Origin of the sequence: Streptomyces hesseae, from assembly GCF_031845785.1 — a bacterium.
Taxonomy (GTDB): domain Bacteria; phylum Actinomycetota; class Actinomycetes; order Streptomycetales; family Streptomycetaceae; genus Streptomyces; species Streptomyces hesseae.
The window spans coordinates 73,434-98,018 of sequence record NZ_JAVRFI010000026.1 but is presented as its reverse complement, the minus strand read 5'-3'; the positions used below and the strand labels follow the sequence as shown (position 1 = coordinate 98,018).

Annotated in this window: 23 protein-coding genes, 1 tRNA gene and 1 pseudogene; 11 read left to right on the top strand and 14 right to left on the bottom strand. The window is 72.9% G+C overall.

The annotated features are described in order from the left end of the window. The 5 genes and pseudogenes from RM609_RS29020 to pdhA all read right to left on the bottom strand — a co-directional run. A pseudogene (locus RM609_RS29020) lies at positions 1-719 on the bottom strand (hypothetical protein); the annotation flags it as partial. Continuing rightward, positions 716-1,576 (bottom strand): NTP transferase domain-containing protein, encoded by an 861-nt coding sequence (locus RM609_RS29015; protein ID WP_311614679.1) that lies wholly within the window; start codon positions 1,574-1,576, stop codon positions 716-718. The gene RM609_RS29015 and the pseudogene RM609_RS29020, both read right to left, overlap by 4 nt. Positions 1,577-1,655: 79 nt before the next feature. After that, positions 1,656-3,083, bottom strand: a complete 1,428-nt coding sequence (locus RM609_RS29010) for a dihydrolipoamide acetyltransferase family protein (protein ID WP_311614678.1) — start codon at positions 3,081-3,083, stop codon at positions 1,656-1,658. Continuing rightward, positions 3,083-4,129: an alpha-ketoacid dehydrogenase subunit beta gene (locus RM609_RS29005; protein WP_311614676.1), complete on the bottom strand. Its 1,047-nt coding sequence runs from the start codon at positions 4,127-4,129 to the stop codon at positions 3,083-3,085. Before RM609_RS29005 ends, RM609_RS29010 begins: the two co-directional genes overlap by 1 nt. Then, positions 4,126-5,295 (bottom strand): pyruvate dehydrogenase (acetyl-transferring) E1 component subunit alpha, encoded by a 1,170-nt coding sequence (gene pdhA, locus RM609_RS29000; RefSeq protein ID WP_311614674.1) that lies wholly within the window; start codon positions 5,293-5,295, stop codon positions 4,126-4,128. The genes RM609_RS29005 and pdhA overlap by 4 nt, the downstream gene beginning before the upstream one ends. Before the next feature lie 170 nt (positions 5,296-5,465). Here pdhA and RM609_RS28995 point away from each other — a divergent pair, with 170 nt between their 5' ends. Next, positions 5,466-5,972 carry an Lrp/AsnC family transcriptional regulator gene (locus tag RM609_RS28995; protein WP_311614673.1) on the top strand — a complete coding sequence of 169 codons (507 nt, stop codon included), beginning with the start codon at positions 5,466-5,468 and terminating at the stop codon, positions 5,970-5,972. 55 nt (positions 5,973-6,027) lie between these two features. On the opposite strand, the gene RM609_RS28990 is transcribed toward RM609_RS28995, so the two are convergent. Together RM609_RS28990 and RM609_RS28985 are read right to left on the bottom strand one after the other, a co-directional pair. After that, positions 6,028-6,621 (bottom strand): TetR/AcrR family transcriptional regulator, encoded by a 594-nt coding sequence (locus RM609_RS28990; RefSeq protein WP_311614671.1) that lies wholly within the window; start codon positions 6,619-6,621, stop codon positions 6,028-6,030. A 2-nt stretch (positions 6,622-6,623) separates the two neighbouring features. After that, entirely contained in the window at positions 6,624-8,144 is a 1,521-nt protein-coding gene (locus RM609_RS28985) for a 3-hydroxyacyl-CoA dehydrogenase (protein ID WP_311614669.1), read from the bottom strand. Positions 8,145-8,282: 138 nt separating this feature from the next. Between RM609_RS28985 and paaN the strand changes: the two genes are divergently transcribed. Further along, positions 8,283-9,986 (top strand): phenylacetic acid degradation protein PaaN, encoded by a 1,704-nt coding sequence (gene paaN, locus RM609_RS28980; RefSeq protein WP_311614667.1) that lies wholly within the window; start codon positions 8,283-8,285, stop codon positions 9,984-9,986. 19 nt (positions 9,987-10,005) lie between these two features. Here the strand turns inward: paaN and RM609_RS28975 are convergent, their stop codons facing one another. From RM609_RS28975 to RM609_RS28965, 3 genes are read right to left on the bottom strand one after another with little or no spacing between them, the layout of a single operon-like run. Next, the gene (locus tag RM609_RS28975; protein WP_311614665.1) at positions 10,006-10,785 is read right to left on the bottom strand and encodes a TrmH family RNA methyltransferase; all 780 of its coding nucleotides are present in this window, start codon (positions 10,783-10,785) and stop codon (positions 10,006-10,008) included. Positions 10,786-10,790: 5 nt separating this feature from the next. Beyond that, positions 10,791-12,092 (bottom strand): HTTM domain-containing protein, encoded by a 1,302-nt coding sequence (locus RM609_RS28970; protein ID WP_311614663.1) that lies wholly within the window; start codon positions 12,090-12,092, stop codon positions 10,791-10,793. Further along, complete coding sequence (locus RM609_RS28965) at positions 12,089-12,766, bottom strand: DUF5819 family protein (RefSeq protein WP_311614662.1); 678 nt, start codon at positions 12,764-12,766, stop codon at positions 12,089-12,091. Before RM609_RS28965 ends, RM609_RS28970 begins: the two co-directional genes overlap by 4 nt. Before the next feature lie 216 nt (positions 12,767-12,982). Between RM609_RS28965 and paaA the strand changes: the two genes are divergently transcribed. From paaA to RM609_RS28935, 6 genes are all read left to right on the top strand, one after another. Then, positions 12,983-13,945, top strand: coding sequence for a 1,2-phenylacetyl-CoA epoxidase subunit PaaA (paaA, locus tag RM609_RS28960; RefSeq protein WP_311614660.1), 963 nt, complete (start codon positions 12,983-12,985; stop codon positions 13,943-13,945). Next, a complete protein-coding gene (gene paaB / locus RM609_RS28955; RefSeq protein WP_126915001.1) occupies positions 13,942-14,229 on the top strand; it encodes a 1,2-phenylacetyl-CoA epoxidase subunit PaaB in 288 nt (95 codons plus the stop codon). Before paaA ends, paaB begins: the two co-directional genes overlap by 4 nt. Continuing rightward, positions 14,226-14,954: a 1,2-phenylacetyl-CoA epoxidase subunit PaaC gene (paaC, locus tag RM609_RS28950; protein WP_311614657.1), complete on the top strand. Its 729-nt coding sequence runs from the start codon at positions 14,226-14,228 to the stop codon at positions 14,952-14,954. The genes paaB and paaC overlap by 4 nt, the downstream gene beginning before the upstream one ends. Then, on the top strand, positions 14,948-15,460 hold the full coding sequence (gene paaD / locus RM609_RS28945) for a 1,2-phenylacetyl-CoA epoxidase subunit PaaD (RefSeq protein WP_311614656.1): 513 nt from the start codon (positions 14,948-14,950) through the stop codon (positions 15,458-15,460). Before paaC ends, paaD begins: the two co-directional genes overlap by 7 nt. Continuing rightward, entirely contained in the window at positions 15,460-16,548 is a 1,089-nt protein-coding gene (locus tag RM609_RS28940; RefSeq protein ID WP_311614654.1) for a 2Fe-2S iron-sulfur cluster-binding protein, read from the top strand. The genes paaD and RM609_RS28940 overlap by 1 nt, the downstream gene beginning before the upstream one ends. A 115-nt stretch (positions 16,549-16,663) precedes the next feature. Further along, on the top strand, positions 16,664-17,821 hold the full coding sequence (locus tag RM609_RS28935; RefSeq protein ID WP_311614652.1) for an acyl-CoA dehydrogenase family protein: 1,158 nt from the start codon (positions 16,664-16,666) through the stop codon (positions 17,819-17,821). Between the two features lie 44 nt (positions 17,822-17,865). On the opposite strand, the gene RM609_RS28930 is transcribed toward RM609_RS28935, so the two are convergent. The 3 genes from RM609_RS28930 to RM609_RS28920 form a co-directional block, all read right to left on the bottom strand. After that, complete coding sequence (locus tag RM609_RS28930) at positions 17,866-18,213, bottom strand: rhodanese-like domain-containing protein (protein ID WP_311614650.1); 348 nt, start codon at positions 18,211-18,213, stop codon at positions 17,866-17,868. Between the two features lie 22 nt (positions 18,214-18,235). Then, positions 18,236-19,051 (bottom strand): J domain-containing protein, encoded by an 816-nt coding sequence (locus tag RM609_RS28925; RefSeq protein ID WP_311614648.1) that lies wholly within the window; start codon positions 19,049-19,051, stop codon positions 18,236-18,238. Between the two features lie 128 nt (positions 19,052-19,179). Beyond that, entirely contained in the window at positions 19,180-20,619 is a 1,440-nt protein-coding gene (locus RM609_RS28920) for a DUF2252 domain-containing protein (RefSeq protein WP_311614646.1), read from the bottom strand. 247 nt (positions 20,620-20,866) lie between these two features. On the opposite strand from RM609_RS28920, the gene RM609_RS28915 reads away from it, so the two are divergent. Continuing rightward, on the top strand, positions 20,867-22,570 hold the full coding sequence (locus RM609_RS28915; protein WP_311614645.1) for a proline--tRNA ligase: 1,704 nt from the start codon (positions 20,867-20,869) through the stop codon (positions 22,568-22,570). Positions 22,571-22,703: 133 nt separating this feature from the next. Here the strand turns inward: RM609_RS28915 and RM609_RS28910 are convergent. Further along, positions 22,704-22,787 (bottom strand) — tRNA-Leu (locus RM609_RS28910). 345 nt (positions 22,788-23,132) lie between these two features. Between RM609_RS28910 and RM609_RS28905 the strand changes: the two genes are divergently transcribed. Both RM609_RS28905 and RM609_RS28900 read left to right on the top strand, forming a co-directional pair. Next, positions 23,133-23,978, top strand: coding sequence for an FHA domain-containing protein (locus tag RM609_RS28905; protein ID WP_311614643.1), 846 nt, complete (start codon positions 23,133-23,135; stop codon positions 23,976-23,978). A 10-nt stretch (positions 23,979-23,988) separates the two neighbouring features. Then, positions 23,989-24,519: an FHA domain-containing protein FhaB/FipA gene (locus tag RM609_RS28900; RefSeq protein WP_311614641.1), complete on the top strand. Its 531-nt coding sequence runs from the start codon at positions 23,989-23,991 to the stop codon at positions 24,517-24,519. The last annotated feature ends 66 nt before the right edge of the window (positions 24,520-24,585 follow it).

The following is a 24,585-nucleotide window of genomic DNA, read 5'->3' as shown; positions in this document are numbered from 1 at the left end:
GAGGGGGAGGGGGGTTCCTCGGGTGTGGGGTCGGCGGGCGCAGCGACGCGGGGCGGGGTGCCGGGCTCGGCGTCGGCGGTCGCGGAGTCCGTCGCGGCGGTGGCCGCACGGGACGGATCGGCCGACTCGGCGTCTACGGGCGCGACAGCGGCACGACGCCGCTTGGCGGACGCGGGGCGCTTCTTCGGCTTGGCCGCAGCACGCCCGCGGTCGGCCGGAACGGCCGGATCGGCACCGGACTGGTCGGCGGGCGAAGCCGGAGCGCCGGAACGGCGTGCGGAGCCGTGCACGGCCATGGGCCGGGTGTCCGGCTCCTTGCCGGGCGCGGGGATCGGGACGGCCGACGCGGAGGGGGTCCGGGGCGCAGCCCCGGTTTCGGGAAGGGGAGGGTCAGGGGCGAGCAACGTGTCGTAAAACCGCACCCCCGCGAACGGCACATCAAGCCGCCCCGCATCCACCACCCCCCGCTCGGCCTCCGGCGGTACAAACGGTTCCGCGAACGGATCCGCGTCGAAGTCGAAGCGGAACCGCTCCTCCCGCCCCCGGGCGGTCTCCCGTGCCGGGTCGGCCGCCTGAGCCGTCTCGGCCGGACGGACGCCCCGCGCCGCATCCCGCCGCTCCCCGGCAAGCAGCGCCAGCGCCTCCTCCGTGGCGCGCTCGAGCGCGTCCTCGCCGTCCCGGTCCCGGCCACCCACGCGCCCGCGCTCGCCCGCGCTCACGACGGCTTCCCGTCCGTTTCCGCTTCCGCTTCCGCCGCCCACCGCTCGGCCAGCGCACCCGCCACCCGGGCCGCATCGGCCACGGCCTCCGCGCCCCCGCCCCGCAGCGCGGCGGCATATCCGACGAGGAAGGTCGTCAGGGGCGCGGCGGGGCGGGCCACGCCGTGCGCGGCGTCACGCGCGAGGTCCAGGAGACCGGCTCTGTCGACGTCGAGTTCGATGCCCAGCTCGGCCTTGACCGCGGAGATCCATTCATCCAGCACATGCCTATCGTCCCTGATGCGCGCGCGGGCCTCGCTGATGTCCTCCCAGGTGTCGCAGTCGAAGGAGGCGCCGGCGTGGGGCAGCCGGGCGAGCGCCAGCTCACCCGTGAGCATCCGCAGCGGCAGCCCGACGAGCGTGCCGTGCTCGGCGACGAGCAGCCCGAGCTCCCGCCGCAGCGACTCCGCCCGGTAGGCGGCGACCAGCGGCTGCTCCCGCCCGTCCCCGTCCACGAGGACCGCGCCTTCGGCACCCGCGACGCCGTCGTCGAGGGCGGCGACCAGCCCCCGCACCGCTCCCGTCGCCAGGAACGGCAGGTCGGCCGAGAGCAGGAGCACCCGTTCCGCGCGGACCTCGCGCAGCCCGGCGTCCAGGCCCGCGAGGGGCCCGCCGCCGGGCGGGTCCTCAAGAGCCCAGGTCACGGGCCGGACCGTGGGCCGCCGGGGGCCGACGACCACGGTCCGCCCGGCGTCGGCGCAGGCGCCCAGCACCCGGTCGAGCAGCGCCCGGCCGCCGACCCGCACGGCGGGCTTGTCCGCTCCTCCGAGCCGCCGGGCGGCACCTCCGGCCAGTACTACCGCGTCGAATACCGTCACCCGTCGAGTATGGCGACTCTGCCACGACCGCCCCGGATCAGCCTGCTCGGATCAGAGCGACCGGATCAGCCTGCCCGGATCAGACCGTCCGCAGCAGCACCGCCGGCTGCTCCACGCAGTCCGCCACGTACCGCAGGAAGCCGCCCGCCGTGCCGCCGTCGCACACCCGGTGGTCGAAGGTGAAGGACAGCTGCACCACGTGCCGCACGGCCAACTCCCCCTCGTGCACCCAGGGCTTGGGGGCTATGCGGCCGACCCCCAGCATGGCCGCCTCGGGATGGTTGATGATCGGCGTGGAGCCGTCGACGCCGAACACCCCGTAGTTGTTGAGGGTGAACGTGCCGCCGGCCAGCTCGGCCGGACTGATCTTGCCCGCCCGCGCAGCCTCGGTGAGCCGGGCCATCTCGACGGACAGTTCGACCGCGTTGCGCGCGTTGGCATCGCGCACCACGGGCACGACCAGGCCGCGATCGGTCTGGGCGGCGAAGCCCAGATGGACGTCCGGCAGCCGGACGATCTCCTGGGCCTCGGTGTCCACGGTCGCGTTGAGCTCGGGGTACTTGGCGAGCGCCGCCGTGCAGATCCGGGCCAGCAGGGCGAGCAGGGACACCTTGGCGCCGCCGGAGGCGTTCATCGCCCGGCGCGCGGCCAGCAGTTCGGTGGCGTCCGCGTCCACCCAGCATGTGGCGTCGGGTATCTCGCGACGGCTGCGGCTGAGCTTCTCGGCGACCACGCCGCGTACGCCGCGCAGCGGTACGCGCAGGCCGTCGGGCACCCGTCGCCCGCCGGAGGCGCGGCGGGCGGGCCGGGCCCCTTCGGGGCGGGCGGCGTGCCGCGTCGTCTGGCCCACGGGTGCCGTGCGGGGGGCGTGCGCGGTGAGTGCGGTGAGCGCCGCCTCCTCGACGTCGGCGCGCAGGATCAGCCCGTCGGGGCCGGTGCCCCGGACCCGGGTCAGGTCCACGCCGCGCTCGCGGGCGAGGCGCCGGACGAGCGGGGAGATCACCGCCACGGCCGTGGGCGCCGGTGCCCGTTCGGCCGGGCGTTCGGTCTCGCGGGCCTGCGGCCTGACCCGGCGGCGGCGCGCCACGGGGGCCTGGGTGCCGTAGCCGACCAGCACATTGCCCGAGCCCTCCTCGCCGTTGGCCTTGGCCCCGGTGGTGACCCCGGCGGCTTCGCCGCGGTCACCCGGGGACGCCTCGACGGCCGCCGGGCCGGCCGAAGGCGCGGCGTCCGCGCCACCCGCGCCGCCCGTGGGCGCCGTCTCCCCGACCGCCACGGTCAGCAGCGCTGCTCCGACGGGGAGTTCCTCCCCTTCCTCGCCGAAGCGGGCGGTGACCACGCCCCCGTAGGGGCAGGGCACCTCCACCATCGCCTTGGCCGTCTCGACCTCGACCACGGGCTGGTCGACGGCGACCACGTCGCCGATCTTCACCAGCCAGCGGACGACCTGCGCCTCCGTGAGACCTTCGCCCAGGTCGGGCAGCGTGAACTCGCGCACCACCGCCATCAGCGCGCACCACTCTCATATTCGTCAGGGGTCCATTGCGATTCCCATTGCAGCCGTGCCACCGCGTCCAGGACCCGGTCCACGCCCGGCAGATGGTGCTTCTCCAGCATCGGCGGCGGGTACGGGATGTCGAAGCCCGCGACGCGCAGCACCGGCGCCTCCAGGTGGTGGAAACAGCGCTCGGTGATCCGGGCCGCCAGCTCCCCGCCCGGGCCGCCGAATCCGGTCGACTCGTGGACGACCACCGCGCGCCCGGTCCGCCGTACGGACGCGCAGACGGTCTCCTCGTCGAAGGGGACCAGCGACCGGAGGTCGACGACCTCCAGGTCCCAGCCCTCCGCCACGGCCGCCTCGGCGGCCTCCAGGCAGACGGGCAGCGACGGCCCGTAGGTGATGAGCGTCGCGGACGTGCCTCGTCTGCGGACGACCGCCTTGCCGATGCCCGGCACGTCGTCGGGGTGGTCCGGGTTCCAGTCGGCCTTGGACCAGTAGAGCCGCTTGGGCTCCAGGAAGATCACCGGGTCGTCGGAGGCGATCGCGGCGCGCAGCAGCCCATAGGCGTCGGCGACGGTCGCCGGGGCGACGACATGGAGGCCGGGGGTGGCCAGGTAGTAGGCCTCGGAGGAGTCGCTGTGGTGCTCGACGCCGCCGATGCCGCCGCCGTAGGGGACGCGGACGGTGATGGGCATGGGCATGGCTCCGCGCGTGCGGTTGCGCATCCGGGAGACATGGCTGACGAGTTGCTCGAAGGCGGGGTAGGCGAAGGCGTCGAACTGCATCTCCACGACGGGCCGCAGTCCGTACATGGCCATGCCCACGGCCGATCCGAGGATGCCGGCCTCGGCCAGAGGGGTGTCCGTGCAGCGGTCCTCGCCGAACTCCTTGGCCAGCCCGTCGGTGATCCTGAAGACGCCGCCGAGGGCGCCGACGTCCTCGCCGAGGACGTGGACCGCCGGGTCCTCGGCCATGGCGTCGCGCAGCGCGCGGCCGAGTGCCTGCGCCATGCTGGCGGGCCTGCGGCCGGTTTCGACGGACGCGGTGGTCATCGCTGGCTTCCTTCCTGGGGGCCGCCCGCCCGGGCGCCCGGGAGCTCTCCCGCGGCGGTCAGCTCAGCACGCAATTGTGCTGCCTGCTCGCGCAGTTGGGCAGTCTGCTCGACGTAAACATGCGTGAACAGTTCCATCGGATCGAGCACCGGGTCCTGGTGCATCCGCTCGCGAAGATCGGCCGCCATGCGTTCGGCGGCGTCCTGTTCGGCCCGTATGGCGTCGTCGTCGAGCAGCTCGCGGTCGCGCAGTTCGCGCTCCAGCAGGGCGATGGGGTCGTGGGCGCGCCAGGCCTCGACCTCGACGTCGCTGCGGTAGCGGGTGGCGTCGTCGGCGTTGGTGTGTGCCTCGATGCGGTACGTGACGGCTTCGACCAGGGTGGGGCCGCCGCCGGTCCTGGCCCGGTGGACCGCCTCGGTCATGACCTGGTGGACGGCGGCCGCGTCATTGCCGTCGACGAGCCGGCCCGGCATGCCGTAGCCCACGGCCTTGTGCGCCAGGGAGGGGGCGGCGGTCTGCTTGGCGAGGGGGACGGAGATGGCGAAGCCGTTGTTCTGCACGAGGAAGACGACGGGGGCCCGCCAGACGGCCGCGAAGTTCAGCGCCTCGTGGAAGTCGCCCTCGCTGGTGCCGCCGTCGCCGACCATGGCGAGGGCCACGACGTCGTCGCCCTTGAGGCGGGCGGCGTGCGCGAGCCCGACCGCGTGCGGCAGCTGGGTGGCCAGCGGGGTGCACAGCGGGGCGACGCGGTATTCATGCGGGTCGTAGCCCGTGTGCCAGTCGCCGCGGAGCAGGGTCAGGGCCTGCACGGGGTCCATACCGCGGGCGACGGCGGCGAGGGTGTCCCGGTAGCTGGGGAAGAGCCAGTCCCGGGGCTCCAGGGCCAGGGCCGCGGCGACCTGACAGGCCTCCTGACCTGTGGAGGAGGGGTAGACAGCGAGCCGGCCCTGCCGCGTCAGCGCGGTGGCCTGCGTGTTGTAGCGGCGGCCGCGTACGAGCTGTCCGTACAGCCGCAGAAGAAGTGCCGGGTCGCACCCGTCCGCGGCCGGGGTGCCGAGCACCCGGAACGGCTCCGCGTCGGGCAGCAGCGGCGCGGGGTCGGTACGGGGTTGCCAGGCCGGGGGCGGGGTGGGCCGGTACGAGCCGGGCTGCTCCAGAACCGTCATGGCGAGCACCTCCTCTTGGGACGAGCTTGACCGGAAAGCGTCCTGCGCTCTCCCTACCGATTGTTCGGTCGTCGGCACTTTTTGGCTACAGGCGACCCGAGCCTGTGGACAAACGGTTCTCCACAACCTGAGATATGGGCAGGACGTCCATGAAGGGGAGGCAGGGCGGTATGCCGGACGAACAGATGGCCACTTCGGGCGGCAGACCGCCCGCCCGCCCGCTCGACGACATAGACCGCTCGATCCTGCGCATGCTCCAGGCGGACGGCCGGGCCTCGATACGGTCCGTGGCCGAGCGGGTGCACGTGTCGCGGGCCAACGCCTACGCGCGGATCAACCGGCTCATCGACGACGGCGTGATCAAGGGGTTCGGCGCCCGGATCGACCAGGAGCGGGCCGGGCAGGGCGCCTCGGCCTACATCACGTTGAAGATCGTCCAGAATTCGTGGCGCACGGTCCGCGAAAAGCTCCGGGAGCTGCCGGGCGCCGCCCACATCGCCCTGGTGAGCGGGGACTTCGACGTCCTGCTGCTCGTCCACACCAAGGACAACCGCGCCCTGCGCGAGCTCGTCCTGAGCCGTATCCAGGCGATCGAAGAGGTCCTGAGCACTCGGACGCTGCTGGTCTTCGAGGAGACGGACCTCAAGGAGGACCGCCCGCTCGACGACGGCCGCTAAGGCGCCCGGGGGGCGCGGTGCGGCGGCCGACGGCGGGCGGTGGTCGGCGGAGGCGTCAGCGGTAGGTGCGCAGGCCCGCGAAGGCCGTGTGGACCACCGCGTCGGCCACCTCGTCGCTCGTGGCGGCCCCGCCCCGATCCGGCCGGTACCACTCCACGACCGAATTGATCATTCCGAAGAGCAGCCGGGTCGCCAGCCGGGCGTCCACGTCCTGCCGGAGGTCACCGTCGACGGCGGCCTCCTTCAGCAGCCCGGCGACGCGGTGGTCGAAATCGCGCCGCCGCTCCATTGCCCAGCGCTCGGTGTCCGTGTTGCCCCGTACGCGCAGCAGCAGCGTCACATAGGGCAGCTCCGCGATCAGCACCTCGACGGTCCGCCGGGTGACGTACTCCAGCCGCTCGACCGCCCGCCCGCCGGTGGCGCCCGGCTCGTCCAGGACCGCGAAGAGGCCGTCCAGCGCACGGCTTATGGCGAGCCGCAGCAGCTCCTCCTTGCCCTTGACGTGGTGGTAGATCGAGGACTTGGAGATCCCGGCCGCCTTGGAGAGGTGCTCCATGGAGGTGCCGTCGTAGCCCCGCTCGTTGAACACCTTGACGGCGACCGCGAGCAGCGATTCGGGCGTGTAGGTGTCGCGCTTGGCCATGGTCATGATTACAGCAGGCTCTCTTCGACGGCCGCACGGCGGCGGAGGGACAGGGACGGGTGGTAGCGGCCGCCGGGGTACTCCTGGTCCAGCCCCCACAGGATGTTCCGGATCCGTTCCAGGCCGAGCTCCCGGCCCCACTCCAGGGGTCCGCGCGGATAGTTCACGCCGAGCCTCATGGCCGTGTCGATGTCCTCACGGCTCGCGACGCCCCGGGCGGCGGCGTCCTCGGCGAAGTCGACGAGCATGGCCACCGTGCGGGCGACGATCAGGCCCGGGACGTCGTCGATGACGCTGACCTTCTTGCCGAGCGCCTGGAACAGGCCGACGGCGGCGCGCACGTCTGCTTCCGGCGCCTTCCGGGACGGGGCGAGGGCGACCCGGGTGCAGGAGCGGTAGTCGAGCGCGAGGTCGAAGTGGATGGTCGTCTCACCGTTCTGCGGGGTGGCGGCCTCGCCCTTGGTGAGCGTGAGCCGCGTGCCGCCGGGCAGCCCGATGTACCACTCGGGCTCGTGCGGCGTGCTGTCCCGTACGACCTTGACGCCCGCCTCCTCGATCATGGCGCGCAGTGGCGCGCAGACGGGCGGCACCGGGCCGTGCCAACCGATCTCCGCAGGGGCCTCGCAGGGCTCCGCCGTGCTCGGCTCGGGCCTCTCCGCCCCGTCGGCGTACGGGAACCATCCCGCGCCGGCCTTCCGGCCCAGCAGCCCGGCCTGTACGAGCCTCCCCTGGGCCAGCGACGGCGTGAACTTCGGGTCGTGGAAGAACGCCTCGTGGACCGAACGGGTGACGGCGTCGTTCACGTCCTGGCCGATGAGGTCGGTCAGCTCGAAGGGGCCCATCGCGAAGCCGCCGCTCTCCCGGAGCACGGCGTCGATGGTGGCGGGGTCGGCGCCCCGCTCCTCGTACACGCGGAAGGCCTCGGCGTAGAAGGGCCGGGCGAGGCGGTTCACGATGAAGCCCGGGGTGTCGGCGCAGGCCACGGGGGTCTTGCCCCACGCGGCGACGGTGGCCCGGGCCCGCTCGGCGGCCGCGTCGTCGGTGGCGCGGCCGCGTACGACCTCGACGAGGGGGAGCACCGGCGCGGGGTTGAAGAAGTGCAGGCCGACGAAGCGGCCGGGCAGGCGCAGCGCCCCGGCGACGGCGGTCACCGGCAGGGACGAGGTGTTGGTGGCGAGCAGGCAGTCGTCGGCGACGGCCGATTCCAGCTCCTGGAAGAGCTTCTGTTTGGCGTCCAGCCGCTCCACAATCGCTTCGATGACGAGCGCGGAGTCGGCGAGTTCGGCGAGCCGCGCGGCGGGCCGCAGACGGGCGAGAGCCGCGTCCCGGCCGGCCGCGTCGAGCCTGCCCTTGTCCACCAGGCGGCCGAGCCGGGCGGCGATCGCCCGGGCCGCCTCCTCCGCCTGGCCGGGCACCGCGTCGTACAGCCGTACGGGGTGGCCCGCGACCAGGGCGACCTGGGCGATGCCCTGGCCCATGGTGCCGGTGCCGACGACGGCGACGGCTCGGGCCGGGTCGATTGCGGTCATGACAGTGATCCTCCCCGATGAGTTGTCCACAGGTTCGCCGGGCCCCCTTGCCCCGACCGATCGTTCGGTTACTGTATCCACCGGGGGCGCGTCTGATCCCCCGTATCGGAGCCCCGCTCGACGAGGAGTTGGTCTGACGTGACCGCCGGACTCACCACCGCCCAGCTGATCGAGAAGCACCGCCCCACTCTTGACCAGGCCCTGGACGCCATCCGTTCGCGCGCGTACTGGTCCCCGCACGCCGAGCACCCGAAGGCCTACGGGCCCGAGGGCGCGCCCGGCAGCCTGGGCGCCGCCGAGGGCCAGGCCGCCTTCGACGCGCAGCGCGGCAAGCGCTTCGAGCTGGACCAGCCCGGCACCGACGGCTGGACGGGCTCGGAGGTCTCGCCGTACGGCTTCGAGCTGGGCATCGAGTATCCGCACGCCGATGTCGACGTCCTCCTGCCCACGCTGCGCGCGGCGATGCCCGCGTGGCGGGAGGCGGGCCCGGAGACGCGGGCGGCGGTCTGTCTGGAGATCCTGGCCCGGATCAACGCCCGGACGCACGAGTTCGCGCACGCGGTGATGCACACCAGCGGCCAGGCGTTCATGATGGCCTTCCAGGCCGGCGGGCCGCACGCGCAGGACCGCGGCCTGGAGGCCGTCGCCTACGCCTACGCCGAGCAGACGGGCGCCGCCCCGGAGACCGCCGAGTGGGTCAAGCCGCAGGGCAAGCGCGATCCCCTGAAGCTGAACAAGCAGTTCACCGCCGTGCCGCGCGGCGTCTCCCTGCTCATCGGCTGCAACACCTTCCCCACGTGGAACGGCTACCCGGGTCTGTTCGCCTCGCTGGCCACCGGCAACGCCGTCCTGGTCAAGCCCCACCCGCGCGCGGTACTGCCGCTCGCCCTGACCGTGCGTGTCGCCCGCGAGGTGCTGGCCGAGGCCGGTTTCTCCCCCGACCTGGTCGCGCTGGCCGCCGAGCGGGACGGCGAGGGCATCGCCAAGTCCCTGGCCGTCCGGCCGGAGATCCGCATCATCGACTACACGGGCTCCACCGCCTTCGGCGACTGGCTGGAGGCCAACGCCCGCCAGGCGCAGGTCTTCACGGAGAAGGCGGGCGTCAACACCGTCGTCGTCGACTCCACCGACGACTACAAGGGCATGCTCTCCAACCTGGCCTTCTCGCTGTCCCTCTACAGCGGCCAGATGTGCACCACCCCGCAGAACCTGCTCATCCCGCGCGAGGGCATCGCCACGGACGCCGGGCACAAGTCCTTCGACGAGCTCGTCGCCGACCTCGCCACGGCCGTCGAGCGGCTCCTGGGCGACGACGCCCGGGCCAACGCCCTGCTCGGCGCCATCGTCAACGACCAGGTCAAGGCCCGCATCGACGCCGCCGCGCAGCTCGGCGAGGTCGCTCTCGCCTCCCGTACCGTGGCCAACCCCGACTTCCCCGGCGCCACGGTCCGCACCCCGGTCATCGTCAAGCTCGACGGTGCCAAGCCGGACGCCGAGGCGGCCTATCTCTCGGAGTGCTTCGGCCCGGTGTCCTTCGCGGTGGCGGTCGGCTCCATCGCCGACGCGGTGGAGCTGCTGCGCCGCACGGTGCGGGAGAAGGGCGCGATGACGGTCGGGGCGTACACGACCTCGGCCGATGCCGAGCGGCTGATCGAGGACGCCTGCCTGGAGGAGTGCGCCCAGCTCTCCCTCAATCTCACCGGCGGGGTGTACGTCAACCAGACGGCCGCGTTCTCCGACTTCCACGGCTCGGGCGGCAACCCCTCGGCCAACGCGGTCCTGTGCGACAGCGCCTTCGTCGCCACCCGCTTCCGCACGGTGGAGGTACGCCGCCAGGCCTGAGCCGGCCGGGGGCCGGGGCTCAGCCCGCCGTGGGCGCCGCCCCGCCCTCGCTCCCACCCCAGTGGAACAGCGCCATCGCCACGCTCGTGGCCAGGTTGTAGCTGGACACCTGCGGCCGCATCGGCAGGGCGACCAACCGGTCCGCCCTGCCCCGCAGCTCCGCCGAGACCCCGTGCCGCTCCGACCCGAACACGAGCAGCGCGTCGTCGGGCAGGGGGACGCCGCGAATGTCGTCCCCCTCCGGGTCCAGGACGTACAGCGGCCCCGGGGGCAGCTCATCGGCCGGCAGCCGTTCCACGGCCGTCGCGTAGTGCAGCCCGGCCCCCGACCGCACGGCGTTGGGGTGCCAGGGGTCGATGTCCCCGGTGGTGACCACGCCGGTCGCGCCGAAGCCGGCCGCCAGCCGGACCACCGCCCCGACGTTGCCGAGGTTGCGCGGGTTGTCCAGGACGACGACGGGCGCCGGCCGGGGCCGCCGCGCCAGCGTGTCGAGGTTGGTCCGGCGGTCCCGGCGCGCGGCCAGGGCGGCCACGCCCGTGGGGTGGATCCTGGGCACGAGTTCCCGCAGCGTCGCCGCAGGCACCTCCACCAGGAGGTCGTCGAGGGTGTCCGTCAGATCGCCGGCCAGGTCGGCGGAGAGCGCCAGGACGGAGGCCTTGTCGCTGGTGAGGGCGGGCCCCACGGGCGCCCCGAAGCGCAGGGCGTGCTTGAGCGCGTGGAAGCCGTCGAGCAGCACGGCGCCGGGCGCGTCGGCGGCCCACCGCCGCAGCGCGGCGGTGCCGGGATCGTCCTGGGTCATGGACCTCAGCCTACGGTCCGCCGGCCGGGCCCCGGCACGGCGGCCGGCCCGCCCGCCGAGCCGTCGGCCGGGCCGTCGGCCTCCTCGGCCGGGGTCCGGGGAGCGGGGCAGGACCCCACCGGCTCCGGCCGCCAGCGGGCCAGGGGCAGGGGCAGGAGACGCCGGGCGCCCTCCAGTCGGCGCAGGAAGGACGTCGGCAGGAACACCGCGTCCGCGACGATCATCGCGAGGGAGAAGAAGGGCAGGCCCAGCAGCACGGCGATGCCGAGGTGCTCGGCCATCATCAGCGCCAGCAGCACGTTCTTCACCCGCCGGTTGAGCAGGGTGAAGGGGAACGCGACCTGGACGGCCACCGTGCCGTAGCTGAGCAGCAGGACGACGAGGCTGCTGGCGGCGAGGGTGTGGGAGAGCCAGGGCCAGGGCGAGAAGTAGTCGATGTGCATCGGGTAGAACAGCGCGGTGCCGTCCTGCCAGCGCGTTCCCTGGACCTTGTACCAGCCGGCCGTGGCGTAGATCAGACAGACCTCCGCCATGATCACCAACAGGGCGCCGTTGTGCGCCAGATGGGCCAGCGCGTCGAGCACGGCGCGCGGCTCCCCGGGGGCGTGACGTCGCACGGCCCACCACAGTCCCTGGACGGCCCACAGCCCCCACAGGGCGACGGGCCAGGAGAGGCCGGGCAACGGTCCTTCTCCGGTCCAGGACATGCGGTCGTCGCCCAGGAACTGCGCGAGGACGAGCCCGAGCCCGCACACCACCCACAGCACGACGCCCGTCAGGTCCCACGAGCCCGCGCCAAACCCCTGGCCGTTCTCGTCGCCCTCGGCGCCCTCCCGCTTCCGGCGTGCCGCGCGCCGGGCGTCGAGGGACCAGACCTGGCCGCAGCGGGTCAGGACCATGTAGAGCGCCATCAGATGGACGACGTTGTCGCCGCCGTCCCCGATGAACACGCTGCGGTTCTGGAGCGACAGCACACCGAGCATGGAGAGGACCGACATGGTCCGGGTGCGCCACCCGAGCATCAGCAGGGCGCTGAAGACGATGGCCAGCGCGTAGACGGTCTCGAACCACACGGGGCTGTCGGACCACATCAGCGCGGTGAAGGCGTGGTTGTCGCCGGTGAGTTCGTGGGCCATCCCCCAGCTCCAGGGGGCGTTCGGCCCGTAGAGCTCATGACGGTTGGGCCATTCGCGGAGCAGGTAGCACAGCCAGGTGAAGGAGAGGCCGATCCGCAGGAGGGCCGTCTGATAGGGGCCCAGGGAGGCGCCGGTGACGCGGGCGAGAGCGCGCGAGAGTGAAGCGGTCATCGGTTCCTCGCCTCCGCGAGATCGGCGGTGGTCACCGGCCACCAGCCCAGCACCCGGTACACCGGCTTGGTGTCGGCCTTCTCGTCGCTCCAGGGCGGAGGCGCGATGGGGGTGGACACGGACCGCACCTGGACGCGTTCGACCGGGTGGCCGTCCTGGATCGCGCCCAGCCGGGAGACGGCGATGCGGCGGACGTACTGCTCGGCGAGGCGGCCGCGCAGGCCGCTGGGGTGCTCCTGGGCGTCGTGGGTGCCCGCGTAGAAGTCCCAGGCGCGGCGGAGCTCGTTCTGCCGGGTGTGGCTGGGGACGGGGTTGTGGAGTATGTCGGCGCCGTCGCGGGCCGACAGGTCGGCCCAGGGGGTGACGGTGGTCCGGCCGTCCGGGCCGGTCAGCTCGGCGCGCGCCTGGACGGCGACGTTCTGCTGGAGCGGGTTGGGGGCGAAGAACTTCCAGTTCTGCTCGAACTCCGGGTAGACGTAGTCGTCTATCTCCGCCGCGTGCTGTTTGCTGACCGTGTTCGGCGGCGCCACGTGCAGGAACATCATCGTCAGGTGCACCGCGACCGCCATCGTCACCACCACGACGCCCACGGCGATGACGACGCGTGACGGCAGGGACAGGCCTTCCGGCCCGGCGGTGCCGCCGGCCCGCTCGCGCGCCTCGTCCGTCTCCATCGCCCCGCCCCGATTCCGTGTCCGCCGGTCCATGCGCCCATGGCGCGCCGCCGGGCGCCCGAGTGCCCCGGCGTGCACCCGAACCGTACCGACGTGGCCCCACGAGGCCCAGCCGCCCGCGGGTTATCCACAGGCTTGACAGGGTCTGGGGCTCGCCCCACCATTGAACCGAACGATCGGTCGGTAGGGAGAGTCATCGAGGCGAGGGGGCACGGCATGACCACGACGGCGCCGGAGACGGAAGCGCTGGAGGCGGTGTTCCAAGCCGCCGTGGCCTCCGACGAGCGCATCGAGCCACGCGACTGGATGCCCGACGCCTATCGCGCCACGCTCGTCCGGCAGATCGCCCAGCACGCGCATTCCGAGATCATCGGCATGCAGCCCGAGGCCAACTGGATCACCCGCGCGCCCTCGCTGCGCCGCAAGGCGATCCTCATGGCCAAGGTGCAGGACGAGGCCGGCCACGGCCTCTATCTCTACAGCGCCGCCGAGACCCTCGGCACCGGCCGCGACGAGCTGCTCGACAAGCTCCACGCCGGCCGCCAGCGCTACTCCTCGATCTTCAACTACCCCACCCTGACCTGGGCGGACGTCGGCGCCATCGGCTGGCTCGTGGACGGCGCCGCCATCACCAACCAGGTCCCCCTCTGCCGCTGCTCCTACGGCCCCTACGCCCGGGCCATGGTCCGCATCTGCAAGGAGGAGTCCTTCCACCAGCGCCAGGGCTACGAGCTGCTGCTCGCCCTCAGCCGGGGCACCGAGGCCCAGCACGCGATGGCGCAGGACGCGGTGGACCGCTGGTGGTGGCCGTCCCTGATGATGTTCGGCCCGCCCGACGACGAGTCCGCGCACTCCGCGCAGTCCATGGCCTGGAAGATCAAGCGGCACTCCAACGACGAGCTGCGCCAGCGCTTCGTGGACATCTGCGTCCCCCAGGCCGAGTCCCTGGGCCTCACCCTCCCCGACCCGGACCTCCGGTGGAACGAGGAGCGCGGCCAGCACGACTTCGGCGCCATCGACTGGGACGAGTTCCACGAGGTCCTCCGCGGCAACGGCCCGTGCAACGAACAGCGGATCACCCAGCGCCGCAGAGCCCATGAAGAGGGCGCCTGGGTCCGCGAGGCAGCCGCCGCGTACGCCACCAAGCACGCGGCCGAACACGGAGAGGCGACAGCATGACCGGCACCGACTGGCCCCTGTGGGAAGTGTTCGTACGCAGCAGGCGGGGCCTGTCCCACACCCACGCCGGCAGCCTCCACGCCCCGGACGCCGAGATGGCCCTGCGTAACGCCCGCGACCTCTACACCCGGCGCTCCGAAGGCGTCTCCATCTGGGTGGTGCCGTCCACGGCCGTCACCGCCTCCTCGCCGGACGAGAAGGACCCCTTCTTCGAGCCCGCCGCCGACAAGCCCTACCGCCACCCGACGTTCTACGACATCCCGGAGGGGGTGAAGCACCTGTGACCGCCCCCGTACAGGCCCCCGCGACCGCCGCCCTCTCCCTCGGCGACGACGCCTTGGTGCTCTCCCACCGGCTGGGCGAGTGGGCCGGGCACGCCCCCGTGCTGGAGGAGGAGGTCGCCCTCGCCAATATCGCGCTCGACCTGCTCGGCCAGGCCCGCGTCCTGCTCTCCCTCGTGGGCGACGAGGACGAGCTCGCCTACCTCCGCGAGGAGCGCGCCTTCCGCAACGTCCAGCTCGTCGAACAGCCCAACGGCGACTTCGCCCACACCATCGCCCGCCAGCTCTTCTTCTCCACCTACCAGCAACTGCTGTACGAGCGGCTGGCGGTCGACGGGGAGTCGCCCTTCGCGCCGGTCGCGGCGAAGGCCGTCAAAGAGGTCGCCTACCACCGGGACCACGCCGAGCACTGGACCCTGCGGCTCGGCGACGGCACGGCGGAGAGCCACTCCCGGATGCAGCGCGCCCTCGACGCCCTGTGGCGGTTCACGGGCGAGCTCTTCGAGCCCGTGGAAGGACTGCCGGTCGATCCGGCCGCGCTCCGCGACGGCTGGCTGACCTCCGTGACCGACATCCTCCGGCGCGCCACGCTGACCCTGCCCGAGGGCCCCCAGGCCGGCGGGTGGACGGCGGGCGCGGGCCGGCAGGGCATCCACACCGAGCCGTTCGGGCGGATGCTCGCGGAGATGCAGCATCTGCACCGCAGCCACCCGGGGGCGACATGGTGAGCACGTCCGCGGGAGCCCCCGTCTCCCGCCTCGAAGAAGAGCTCCTGGCCCTGGCCGGGTCAGTCCCCGACCCCGAGCTGCCCGTGCTCACCCTGGCCGAGCTGGGCGTCCTGCGCGGGCTGCGCGTCACCGGCCCCGGCAGGGTCGAGGTGGAGCTCACCCCCACCTACACCGGCTGCCCCGCCGTCGAGGCGATGTCCGCCGACATCGAGCGCGTGCTCAATGAACAGGGGCAGGCCGAGGTCACCGTCCGCAGGGTCCTCTCCCCGCCCTGGTCCACCGACGACATCACGGCCGAAGGCCGCCGCAAACTGGAGGAGTTCGGCATCGCGCCACCGGGGCCGACGGGGGCCAAAGGCCCTGTCATGGTCGGCCTGGCCATTCGGTGCCCGCACTGCGGGTCCACCGACACCACGCTGCTGAGCCGTTTCTCCTCCACCGCCTGCAAGGCGCTGCGCCGCTGCGAGGCATGCCGCGAACCGTTCGACCACTTCAAGGAGTTGTGATGGCAGCGGCCCGCCATGGCGCCTTCCACCCGCTGCGAGTGACGGCCGTCGAGCCCCTCACCGACGACTCGGTCGCCGTCACCCTCGCGGTCCCGCCCGCCCTGCGCGCCGGCTTCCGGCACGCGCCCGGCCAGCACCTCGCCCTCCGCCGGACCGTGGACGGCATGGAGATACGCCGCACCTACTCCATCTGCGGCCGGGCCCCCGGCCCCGACGGGCCCGAGACGCTACGGGTCGCGGTACGGCTGGTGGACGGCGGGGCGTTCTCGACATACGCCCTCAAGGAGCTGACCGCGGGGGACACCGTGGAGGTGATGGCCCCGGCCGGACGGTTCGTGCTGCGGCCCCGGCCCGGCCGCTTCGCCGCGATCGTCGGCGGCAGTGGGATCACGCCCGTCCTCAGCATCGTCTCGACCCTGCTGGCGAGCGAGCCGGAGGCCCGGTTCTGCCTGATACGCAGCGACCGCACCACCGCCTCGACGATGTTCCTCGACGAGGTCGCCGACCTCAAGGACCGCTACCCCGACCGGCTCCAGCTCGTACAGACCCTCTCCCGCGAGGAGCAGCAGGCCGGGCCCGCCTCCGGCCGGCTGGACGAGGAGCGGCTGACCCGGCTGCTGCCCGCGCTGCTGCCGGTAGGCGCGGTCGACGGCTGGTTCCTGTGCGGCCCCCATGGGCTGGTGGAGGGCGCGGAGCGGGCACTGCGCGCCCTGGACGTCCCGCGCGAGCGGATCCACGAGGAGATCTTCCATGTGGAGGAGATCCCGACGGGCACCACAGCCCCGCAAGCGGACAAGGCGACGGCCCTCACCCACAGCAAGGTGACCGCCAAGCTGGACGGCCGCAGCGGCAGTTGGCCCGTGCGCGACGGGGAAACGCTGCTGGAGACGGTGCTGCGCAACCGCGCCGACGCGCCCTACGCCTGCAAGGGCGGCGTCTGCGGCACCTGCCGCGCGTTCCTGGTGTCGGGCGAGGTGCGGATGGACCGCAACTTCGCCTTGGAACAGGAGGAGTTGGACGCGGGATATGTACTGGCCTGCCAGTCCCACGCCACCACGGAGAAGGTGGAACTGGACTTCGACCGCTGACCTCTGACCGCATCCCCATTCCCAATCCCTTCCCCCTGCCATATTTTGACGGATCGTCAGATCAGAACCGGGCAAGGATCTGATCGTCGGATATCCGTACCAGGAAGGGGCGGCCATGGACTTCACCTTCACCGAGGAACAGCAGGCGGCGGCCGAGGCGGCCCGGGCGGTCTTCGGCGGGGTGAGCGTCGACGGGGTGCCCAGCCCGGCCCTGGTGGCGGGTGCGGTCGCCGAGGACTTCGACCGCCCGCTGTGGCGCCGCCTCGCCGACGCGGATCTGCTGAGCCTGCTCCTGCCCGAGGAGCACGGCGGTGCGGGGCTCGGGCCGATCGCCCTGTGCCTGGTCCTCCGCGAGGCCGGCCGGGTCCTGGCCCGCGTCCCCCTGCTGGAGACCGGCGCCGCCGCCTTCGTCCTGGGCGCGTACGGCGGGGCCGCGACGGGCCCGCTGCTGGACGCTATCGGCCGGGGCGAGCTCGTCGTCACGGCCGCCGCCCAGGGGCGCACCGGGCATGACGCCCCCGAGCGCGCCGTCACCGCCCGGCAGGACAGCGACGGCCACTGGGTCCTCGACGGGCAGCAGACCGCCGTGCCCTGGGCGCCCACCGCCGACCGGATCCTGCTGCCCGCCCACACCGGGGACGGCCGCACGGTCCTCGCCCTGGTCCCGCCCGGCCGCCCCGGGGCCACCCTGGACGACCAGGTCTCCACCAACGGCGAGCGATACGCCCGGGTGACCCTGGACGCGGTGCGTACCGGGGAGGACGAGATGATCACGGCGGACGGCGCCTGGGCACGGCTGCGCGAGCTGCTCACCGTCGGCACCTGCGCCCTGGCGCTGGGCGTCGGCGAGGCGGCCGCCCGGATGACCGGTGACTACACGAGCAAGCGGGAGCAGTTCGGCTTCCCCCTCGCCACGTTCCAGGCCGTGGCGGTCCAGTGCGCGGATCGCTATATCGACTTGAGGGCGATGGAGGCCACGCTCCTCCAGGCGGCCTGGCGCATCGAGACCATCGAGACCGTCGAGAACCACACGACGGACACGGACGCCCTGCCCGTCGACGCCGACATCGCCGTCGCCAAGGTCTGGGCCTCCGAGGGCGTACGCCGCGTCGTCCAGACCGCCCAGCATCTGCACGGCGGGTTCGGCGCGGACACCGAGTACGCCCTGCACCGCTATCACGCCTGGGCCAAGCAGCTGGAGCTCTCCCTCGGCCCGGCGGCCGCCCATGAGGAGGCCCTGGGCGACCTGCTGGCCGCCCATCCCCTGAACTGAGGAACGGCTAGATCAAGGCTGGATCACAGCACTAGATCACAGCGCTAGATCACAACGCCCGGAGCGCCGACGGCGTCCACGACCGGACGGCCGGCGGCCTCCCACACCTGCATCCCGCCGTCGACGTTCGCCGCGTCGAGGCCCTGCTGCACCAGATAGGCCGTGACCTGCGCGGAACGGCCCCCGGACCGGCAGATGACATTGATCCGGCCGCCCTCGGGGGCCTTCTCCGTCAGCTCACCGAAGCGCGCCACGAACTCGCTCATGGGGATGTGCAGCGCGCCCTCGGCATGCCCTGCCTGCCACTCGTCGTCCTCACGCACGTCCACCAGGAAATCGTCGGCGGTCAGGGCGTCGACGCCGACCGTGGGCACTCCGGAACCAAAAACCATGCCCCCGACGCTACCCGACCGGCTATCCGGTCAGCGAGGCCAGATGAGCCTCCCGTTCCGCGATCTGTGCCAGCAGCCCGTCGGCGATCTCCACCAGCAGCCCGTCCGGGTCCTCCGGCGCCATCCGGAGCATCGCGCCGATCGCGGAGCCCTCCAGTTCGGCGGCCACCGCCGACAGCATGTCCTTCCGCTGCGCCAGCCACTCCAGCCGCGCGTACAGCTCCTCGCTGGGGCTGGTGCGCCGCTGTGCCGGAACGGGACCCGCGGCCCACTCCTCGGCGAGCTCCCGGAGCAGCGCCTCGTCGCCGTCGGCATAGGCGGCGTTCACCCGCACGATGAAGGCCTCGCGGCGCAGCCGGTCCGCCTCGTCCGGGGCCAGGTCGGGGTGGGCCTTGCGGACCAGCTCGCGGTAGGCGCGCCGGGCCGCGTCGCTGGGCCGCACCCGGGCCGGCGGGCGCACCCGCTGCTCGGTGAGCATGGCCGTGGCCTCCGGCGACATCCCGGAGTCGTCGATCCAGCCGCCCAGCAGGTCGGCGACCCCCGGCATGGGCTGCACCAGCGCCCGGGCCTCCCGGGCCCGCCGGGTGTCCTCGGGGTCGCCCGAGCGGGCCGCGACGGCCTCCGCGATCAGCGCGTCGAGCTCGTCGAGGCGGGCGTACATCGGGCCGAGGCGCTGGTGGTGCAGGCGGGAGAAGTTCTCCACCTCCACCCGGAAGGTCTCCACCGCTATCTCGAACTCGATCAAGGCCTGTTCGGCCGACCGCACGGCCTGGGCGAGCCGCTCGGTACCGGGTTCCTCCGCACGCGGCTCGTCGGCCGTCTCAGCTTCCGGGTTCATCACCCGCCCAGGGTACGAGGTGGCCTCCGGCCCGGGCCCCGGGTTCCGGCCGGACCGCCCCACCGGCGCGAGGCCGAGTCGTCCACAGCACCCGGCCCGCCCGCCTCGCCCGCCGCGCCCGAAAGCCGTCAGACCCCCGTCTCCGCCGCCACCCGCCCCGTACGCACGGCTGCCGCGAGCTCCGCGTGATCGGCTTCCATGCGGTCCGCGTACGTGACGGCGAAGGCGGCGATCGCCTCGTCCAGCTCCTCGCCCTTGCCGCAGTAGCCGGCGATCAGCAGCGGGTCGGCGCTGTGCGCGTGCGCCCGCGCCAGCAGGGCGCCCGTCATCCGCCCGTAGTCGTCGAGCTCGCCGGGGGCCAGCGCCGCCGGGTCCACGCTGCCCTTGCGGTTGCGGAACTGCCGTACCTGGTACGGGCGCCCCTCGACCGTCGTCCACCCCAGCAGCACATCGCTGACGACCTGCATCGACTTCTGTCCCAGCACCACGCGCCGCCCCTCGTGCCCGGCGGGCGGGGCCTCGAAGCCCGTCTTCTCCGCGTAGGGCAGCAGCGCCGACGGCCGGGCCTCCTTCACCTGGAGCACCAGCGGCTCGCCCCGGTGGTCGTGCAGCAGCACCACGTACGACCGCAGCCCCACGCTCCCGGTGCCCACGATCCGGAACGCCACATCCTGGATCGTGTACCGGGCCAGCAGCGGCAGCAGCTCCTCCGGCAGCGTGCCCAGGTACGGGCCGAGCGAGGCCGCGACGGCGGCCGCCTCCCGGTCCGGCACCCGGCGCAGCACGGGCGGCGCGTCCACGAACCGGCGGCCGCCCAGTCCGTCCTCCTCCGTCGCCTTGGCGGCGAAGCGGGCGCTGGTGTTCCGCCGGGCCTTCGCCCCGACCCGCTCCAGCGTGCCCACCAGCTGGTGGGCGTCGGCGTGGGAGACGAGTTCCTCGTCGGCGATGGCGTTCCAGGCCTCGGACGCGGGCATCCGGGCCAGCAGCCGCATCGTGTGGCGGTAGGCGCCGGCGGCGTCGCGCGCCGCCGTGCGGCAGGTGTCCTCGTCGGCCCCCGCCTCGCGCCCGGCCAGCACCAGGGAGGCGGCGAGGCGTTTCACGTCCCACTCCCACGGCCCGTGGAGGGTCTCGTCGAAGTCGTTGAGGTCCATGACTATTTCGCCCCGGGCGTCGCCGTAGAGGCCGAAGTTCGCGGCGTGGGCGTCGCCGCACAGCTGGGCGCCCACTCCCGTGACGGCCGTGGGCATCAGGTCGTACCCCATCAGCCCGGCCGAGCCGCGCAGGAAGGCGAAGGGGGAGGCCACCATGCGGCCCACGCGGATCGGGACGAGCTCGGGCAGCCGGCCGGCGTTGGCCTCCTCGACGCTCTCGACCGCGCCGGGGCGCACGGCGGCGGGCCGCCACCGGGCGTGCGCGGCGCGGGGAACCTCGTCGCGCAGGGCCCTGCCCGCCACCTTGGCGGCCTTACCGGGCCTGCGATCGGGCCTGCGATCGGCCCCGTGCGCGGTCCCGGCCGGCTCTCCGGCCGTCGGCTGGGCGAAACCCGGTACGTACGGCAGTCGCGTCATCGCGGCGCCACCTCCCCCATCGGCGTCAACCGCCCGTTGGTGTCGATCTTCCCCGACCGTACCGCCCCACCGGGGGCCGTGTCCGGCAGGGCCGCCGCCCGGCAAGTCCCCTGGCGCGCGGGACCATTGGTCCGTCACGCATATCAGACCTTCCCCATGAAATCCGCTTCTGGGCGATGGGGATCGCTGGATACCCTGCACACCCATCGCATCGTTCGCATCGCTCTCCCCCTCGCAAGGAGTCATCGTGTCCCAGGTCCAGCGCATGTCACGGCTGATGGTGAAGACTCTGCGCGACGATCCGGCCGACGCCGAGACGCTCAGCCACAAGCTGCTGGTGCGGGCCGGTTATGTGCGCCGCAACGCGGCCGGCGTCTGGACCTGGCTGCCGCTGGGCAAGAAGGTCCTGGACAACGTCTCGGCCGTCGTGCGCGAGGAGATGGACGCCATCGGCGCCCAGGAGGTGCTGCTGCCGGCGCTGCTGCCCAAGGAGCCGTACGAGGCGAGCGGCCGCTGGGAGGAGTACGGCGAGCTGTTGTTCCGGCTGAAGGACCGCAAGGGCGCGGACTATCTCCTGGGCCCCACGCACGAGGAGATCTTCACGCAGACGGTCAAGGACCAGTGCGTGTCCTACAAGGACCTGCCGGTGATGCTCTACCAGATCCAGACGAAGTACCGGGACGAGGCCAGGCCGCGCTCGGGGGTGCTGCGCGGCCGGGAGTTCCAGATGAAGGACTCGTACTCCTTTGACATCACGGACGAGGGCCTGGCCGAGTCGTACGCCCTCCACCGGGCCGCCTACCAGCGGATCTTCAACCGCCTGGGGCTGGACCACCGGATCGTGTCGGCGGTGTCGGGGGCGATGGGCGGCTCGGCCTCGGAGGAGTTCCTGGCCCCCGCCGCGGCCGGTGAGGACACCTTCGTCGACTGCCCGGCGTGCGGGTACGCGGCGAACACGGAGGCGGTGACCTTCCTGGCGGACCTGGCGGAGCCGACGGACGGTTCCGGGACCGGCCCGATGGAGGAGCTGGACACCCCGGACACCCCGACGATCGAGTCCCTGGCCCGGCAGCTGGACGTCCCCGCCTCCGCGACGCTGAAGAACCTCCTGGTCAAGGTGGACGGGGAGATCGTGGCCGTGGGCGTGCCCGGGGACCGCGAGGTGGACCTGGGCAAGCTGGGCGAGCACCTGGCCCCGGCGGTCGTCGAGCTCGTCACCGCCGAGGACTTCGCCGGCCGCCCGGATCTGGTGCGCGGCTACGTGGGCCCGCAGGGCCTCGAAAAGGTCCGCTACATCGCCGACCCGCGCGTCGCCCCGGGCACCGCCTGGGTGACGGGCGCCAACAAGCCGGACACCCACGCGCGCGACGTCGTCTGCGGCCGGGACTTCGAGGTCGACGACTATATGGACGTCGTCGTGGTCGAGGAGGGCGACCCCTGCCCGTCCTGCCGCGCGGGCCTGAAGCTCGGCCGGGCGATCGAGATCGGGCATATCTTCCAGCTCGGCCGCAAGTACGCCGACACCTTCCAGCTGGACGTGCTGGGCCCGCAGGGCAAGCCGGTGCGGGTGACCATGGGTTCGTACGGCATCGGCGTCTCGCGGGCGGTGGCGGCGCTGGCGGAGCAGACCGCCGACGCCAAGGGCCTGTGCTGGCCCGCCGAGGTCGCCCCGGCCGACGTCCATGTGGTCGCGGCCGGCAAGGCGGCGCAGATCGAGATCGCCCTGGACGCCGCCGAGCGGCTGCGCGCGGCGGGCCTGCGGGTGCTGGTCGACGACCGGGCCGGGGTCTCCCCCGGGGTGAAGTTCACCGACGCGGAACTGATCGGCATCCCGAGGATCCTGATCGTCGGCCGCCGGGCCGCCGAGGGCGTCGTGGAGCTCAAGGACCGCCGCAGCGGGGAGAGCGAGGAACTGCCGCTGACGGAGGCGGTCACGAAGCTGACGGCCTGACCGTCCTCGACGGTTCCGCACTCCGCTCCGCCCGGCACCCCCGGGTGGAGCGGAGTGTGAGCACTCCCACATACCGGACGAGGACATAGCAAGACGGTCGGCATCGTTATCACGATGCCGACCGTCTCGTCTGTGCGCGAGGGGGGAGTTGAACCCCCACGCCCTTTCGGGCACTGGAACCTGAATCCAGCGCGTCTGCCTATTCCGCCACCCGCGCATGGGTGTGTCTTCCGCTTTCCGGACCGTTCCCCCGGCGTTTCCGCCCGGTTCTTGTCCGTTCGCCTTCCGACATCGAGAACATTAGCACGCCCTCGAGGGAGCCTTCACACCCATTGCCCCCGGCCCGTGCCCGGAGGAAGGCCCGGGGAGGGCTCCGGTTGCGGGACACTGGCTTCGGGGCACCTCTACGATCCGCGTGGAGGCGATCCGAGCGGAGGCGACACTCGTCACTCCTGGCGTCGAAGGGGAACCAGCCGTTTTCCCGACGCGTGGATACGATCAGTAAGCAGTATCAGGAACGACACTGAGCATCAGAGACGTCACTGAGGGAAGGAGGTGCCCCGTGGGAGTACTGAAGCGTTTCGAGCAACGACTCGAGGGTCTCGTGAACGGCACCTTCGCCAAGGTGTTCAAGTCCGAGGTGCAGCCGGTCGAGATCGCGGGCGCACTCCAGCGGGAGTGCGACAACAACGCCACCATCTGGAACCGTGACCGCACCGTCGTCCCCAACGACTTCATCGTGGAGCTGAGCGCCCCGGACTTCGAGCGCCTCAGCCCCTACTCCGGCCAGCTCGGCGACGAGCTGTCCGGCATGGTCCGCGACTACGCCAAGCAGCAGCGGTACACCTTCATGGGGACCATCAAGGTCCACCTGGAGAAGGCCGACGATCTCGACACCGGTCTGTACCGGGTGCGCAGCCGCACCCTCGCCTCCAGCGAGTCGCAGGACCCGCACGTCCGGCAGCAGCAGCCCGCGCGCCCCGGCCCCGGCCCGTCCGGTGTCACCCAGGGCGCCGGCCACCCGCCGCAGCCCTCCGGCGTGCCGCCCATGCCCGCGTCGCCGCCGCCCGGTGGCCGTCCCCAGCCGCGCACCGGCGGGCCGGGACCCGGCGCGGTGCCCGGGGCACAGACGCGCCGCTGGATCGAGATCAACGGCACCCGCCATCAGATCTCGCGGTCCACGCTCGTGCTGGGCCGCAGCACCGAAGCGGACGTACGCATCGACGACCCCGGCGTCTCCCGCCGGCATTGCGAAATCCGGGTCGGCACCCCTGCGACGGTCCAGGATCTGGGGTCGACCAACGGGATCGTGGTGGACGGGCAGCACACCACGCGCGCTACGCTCCGCGACGGCTCGCGGATCGTCGTGGGCAGTACCACCATCGTTTATCGGCAAGCCGAAGGGTGAAGCGGGGGCAATGTCAGAGCTGACCCTCACGGTCATGCGGTTGGGTTTCCTCGCCGTACTGTGGCTGTTCGTCATCGTGGCCGTCCAGGTCATCCGCAGCGATCTGTTCGGCACTCGCGTGACCCAGCGCGGTTCCCGCCGCGGCGGGGAGGCCCGCCCGCAGCGCGCGCAGGCCCCGGCCGCGCCGCCGCAGCAGCGCCAGCAGCAACAGCCCGGCGGCCGTCGCGCCGACCGCGGCCGTCGTGGCGCGCCCACCAAGCTGGTGGTCTCCGAAGGCAGCCTGACCGGCACCACGGTGGCCCTCCAGGGCCAGACCATCTCCCTCGGCCGCGCCCACGACTCGACGATCGTGCTGGACGACGACTACGCCTCCAGCCGGCACGCCCGGATCTACCCCGACCGCGACGGCCAGTGGATCGTCGAGGACCTCGGGTCGACCAACGGCACCTACCTCGACCGGACCCGGCTGACCACCCCGACCCCGATTCCGCTCGGCGCGCCGATCCGTATCGGCAAGACCGTCATCGAGCTGCGGAAGTAGTAGGACCATGACGACCGGAGGGTGGGCAGCGTGGCTGGGAAGGGGCTGTACCCGGAGCCGACGGGC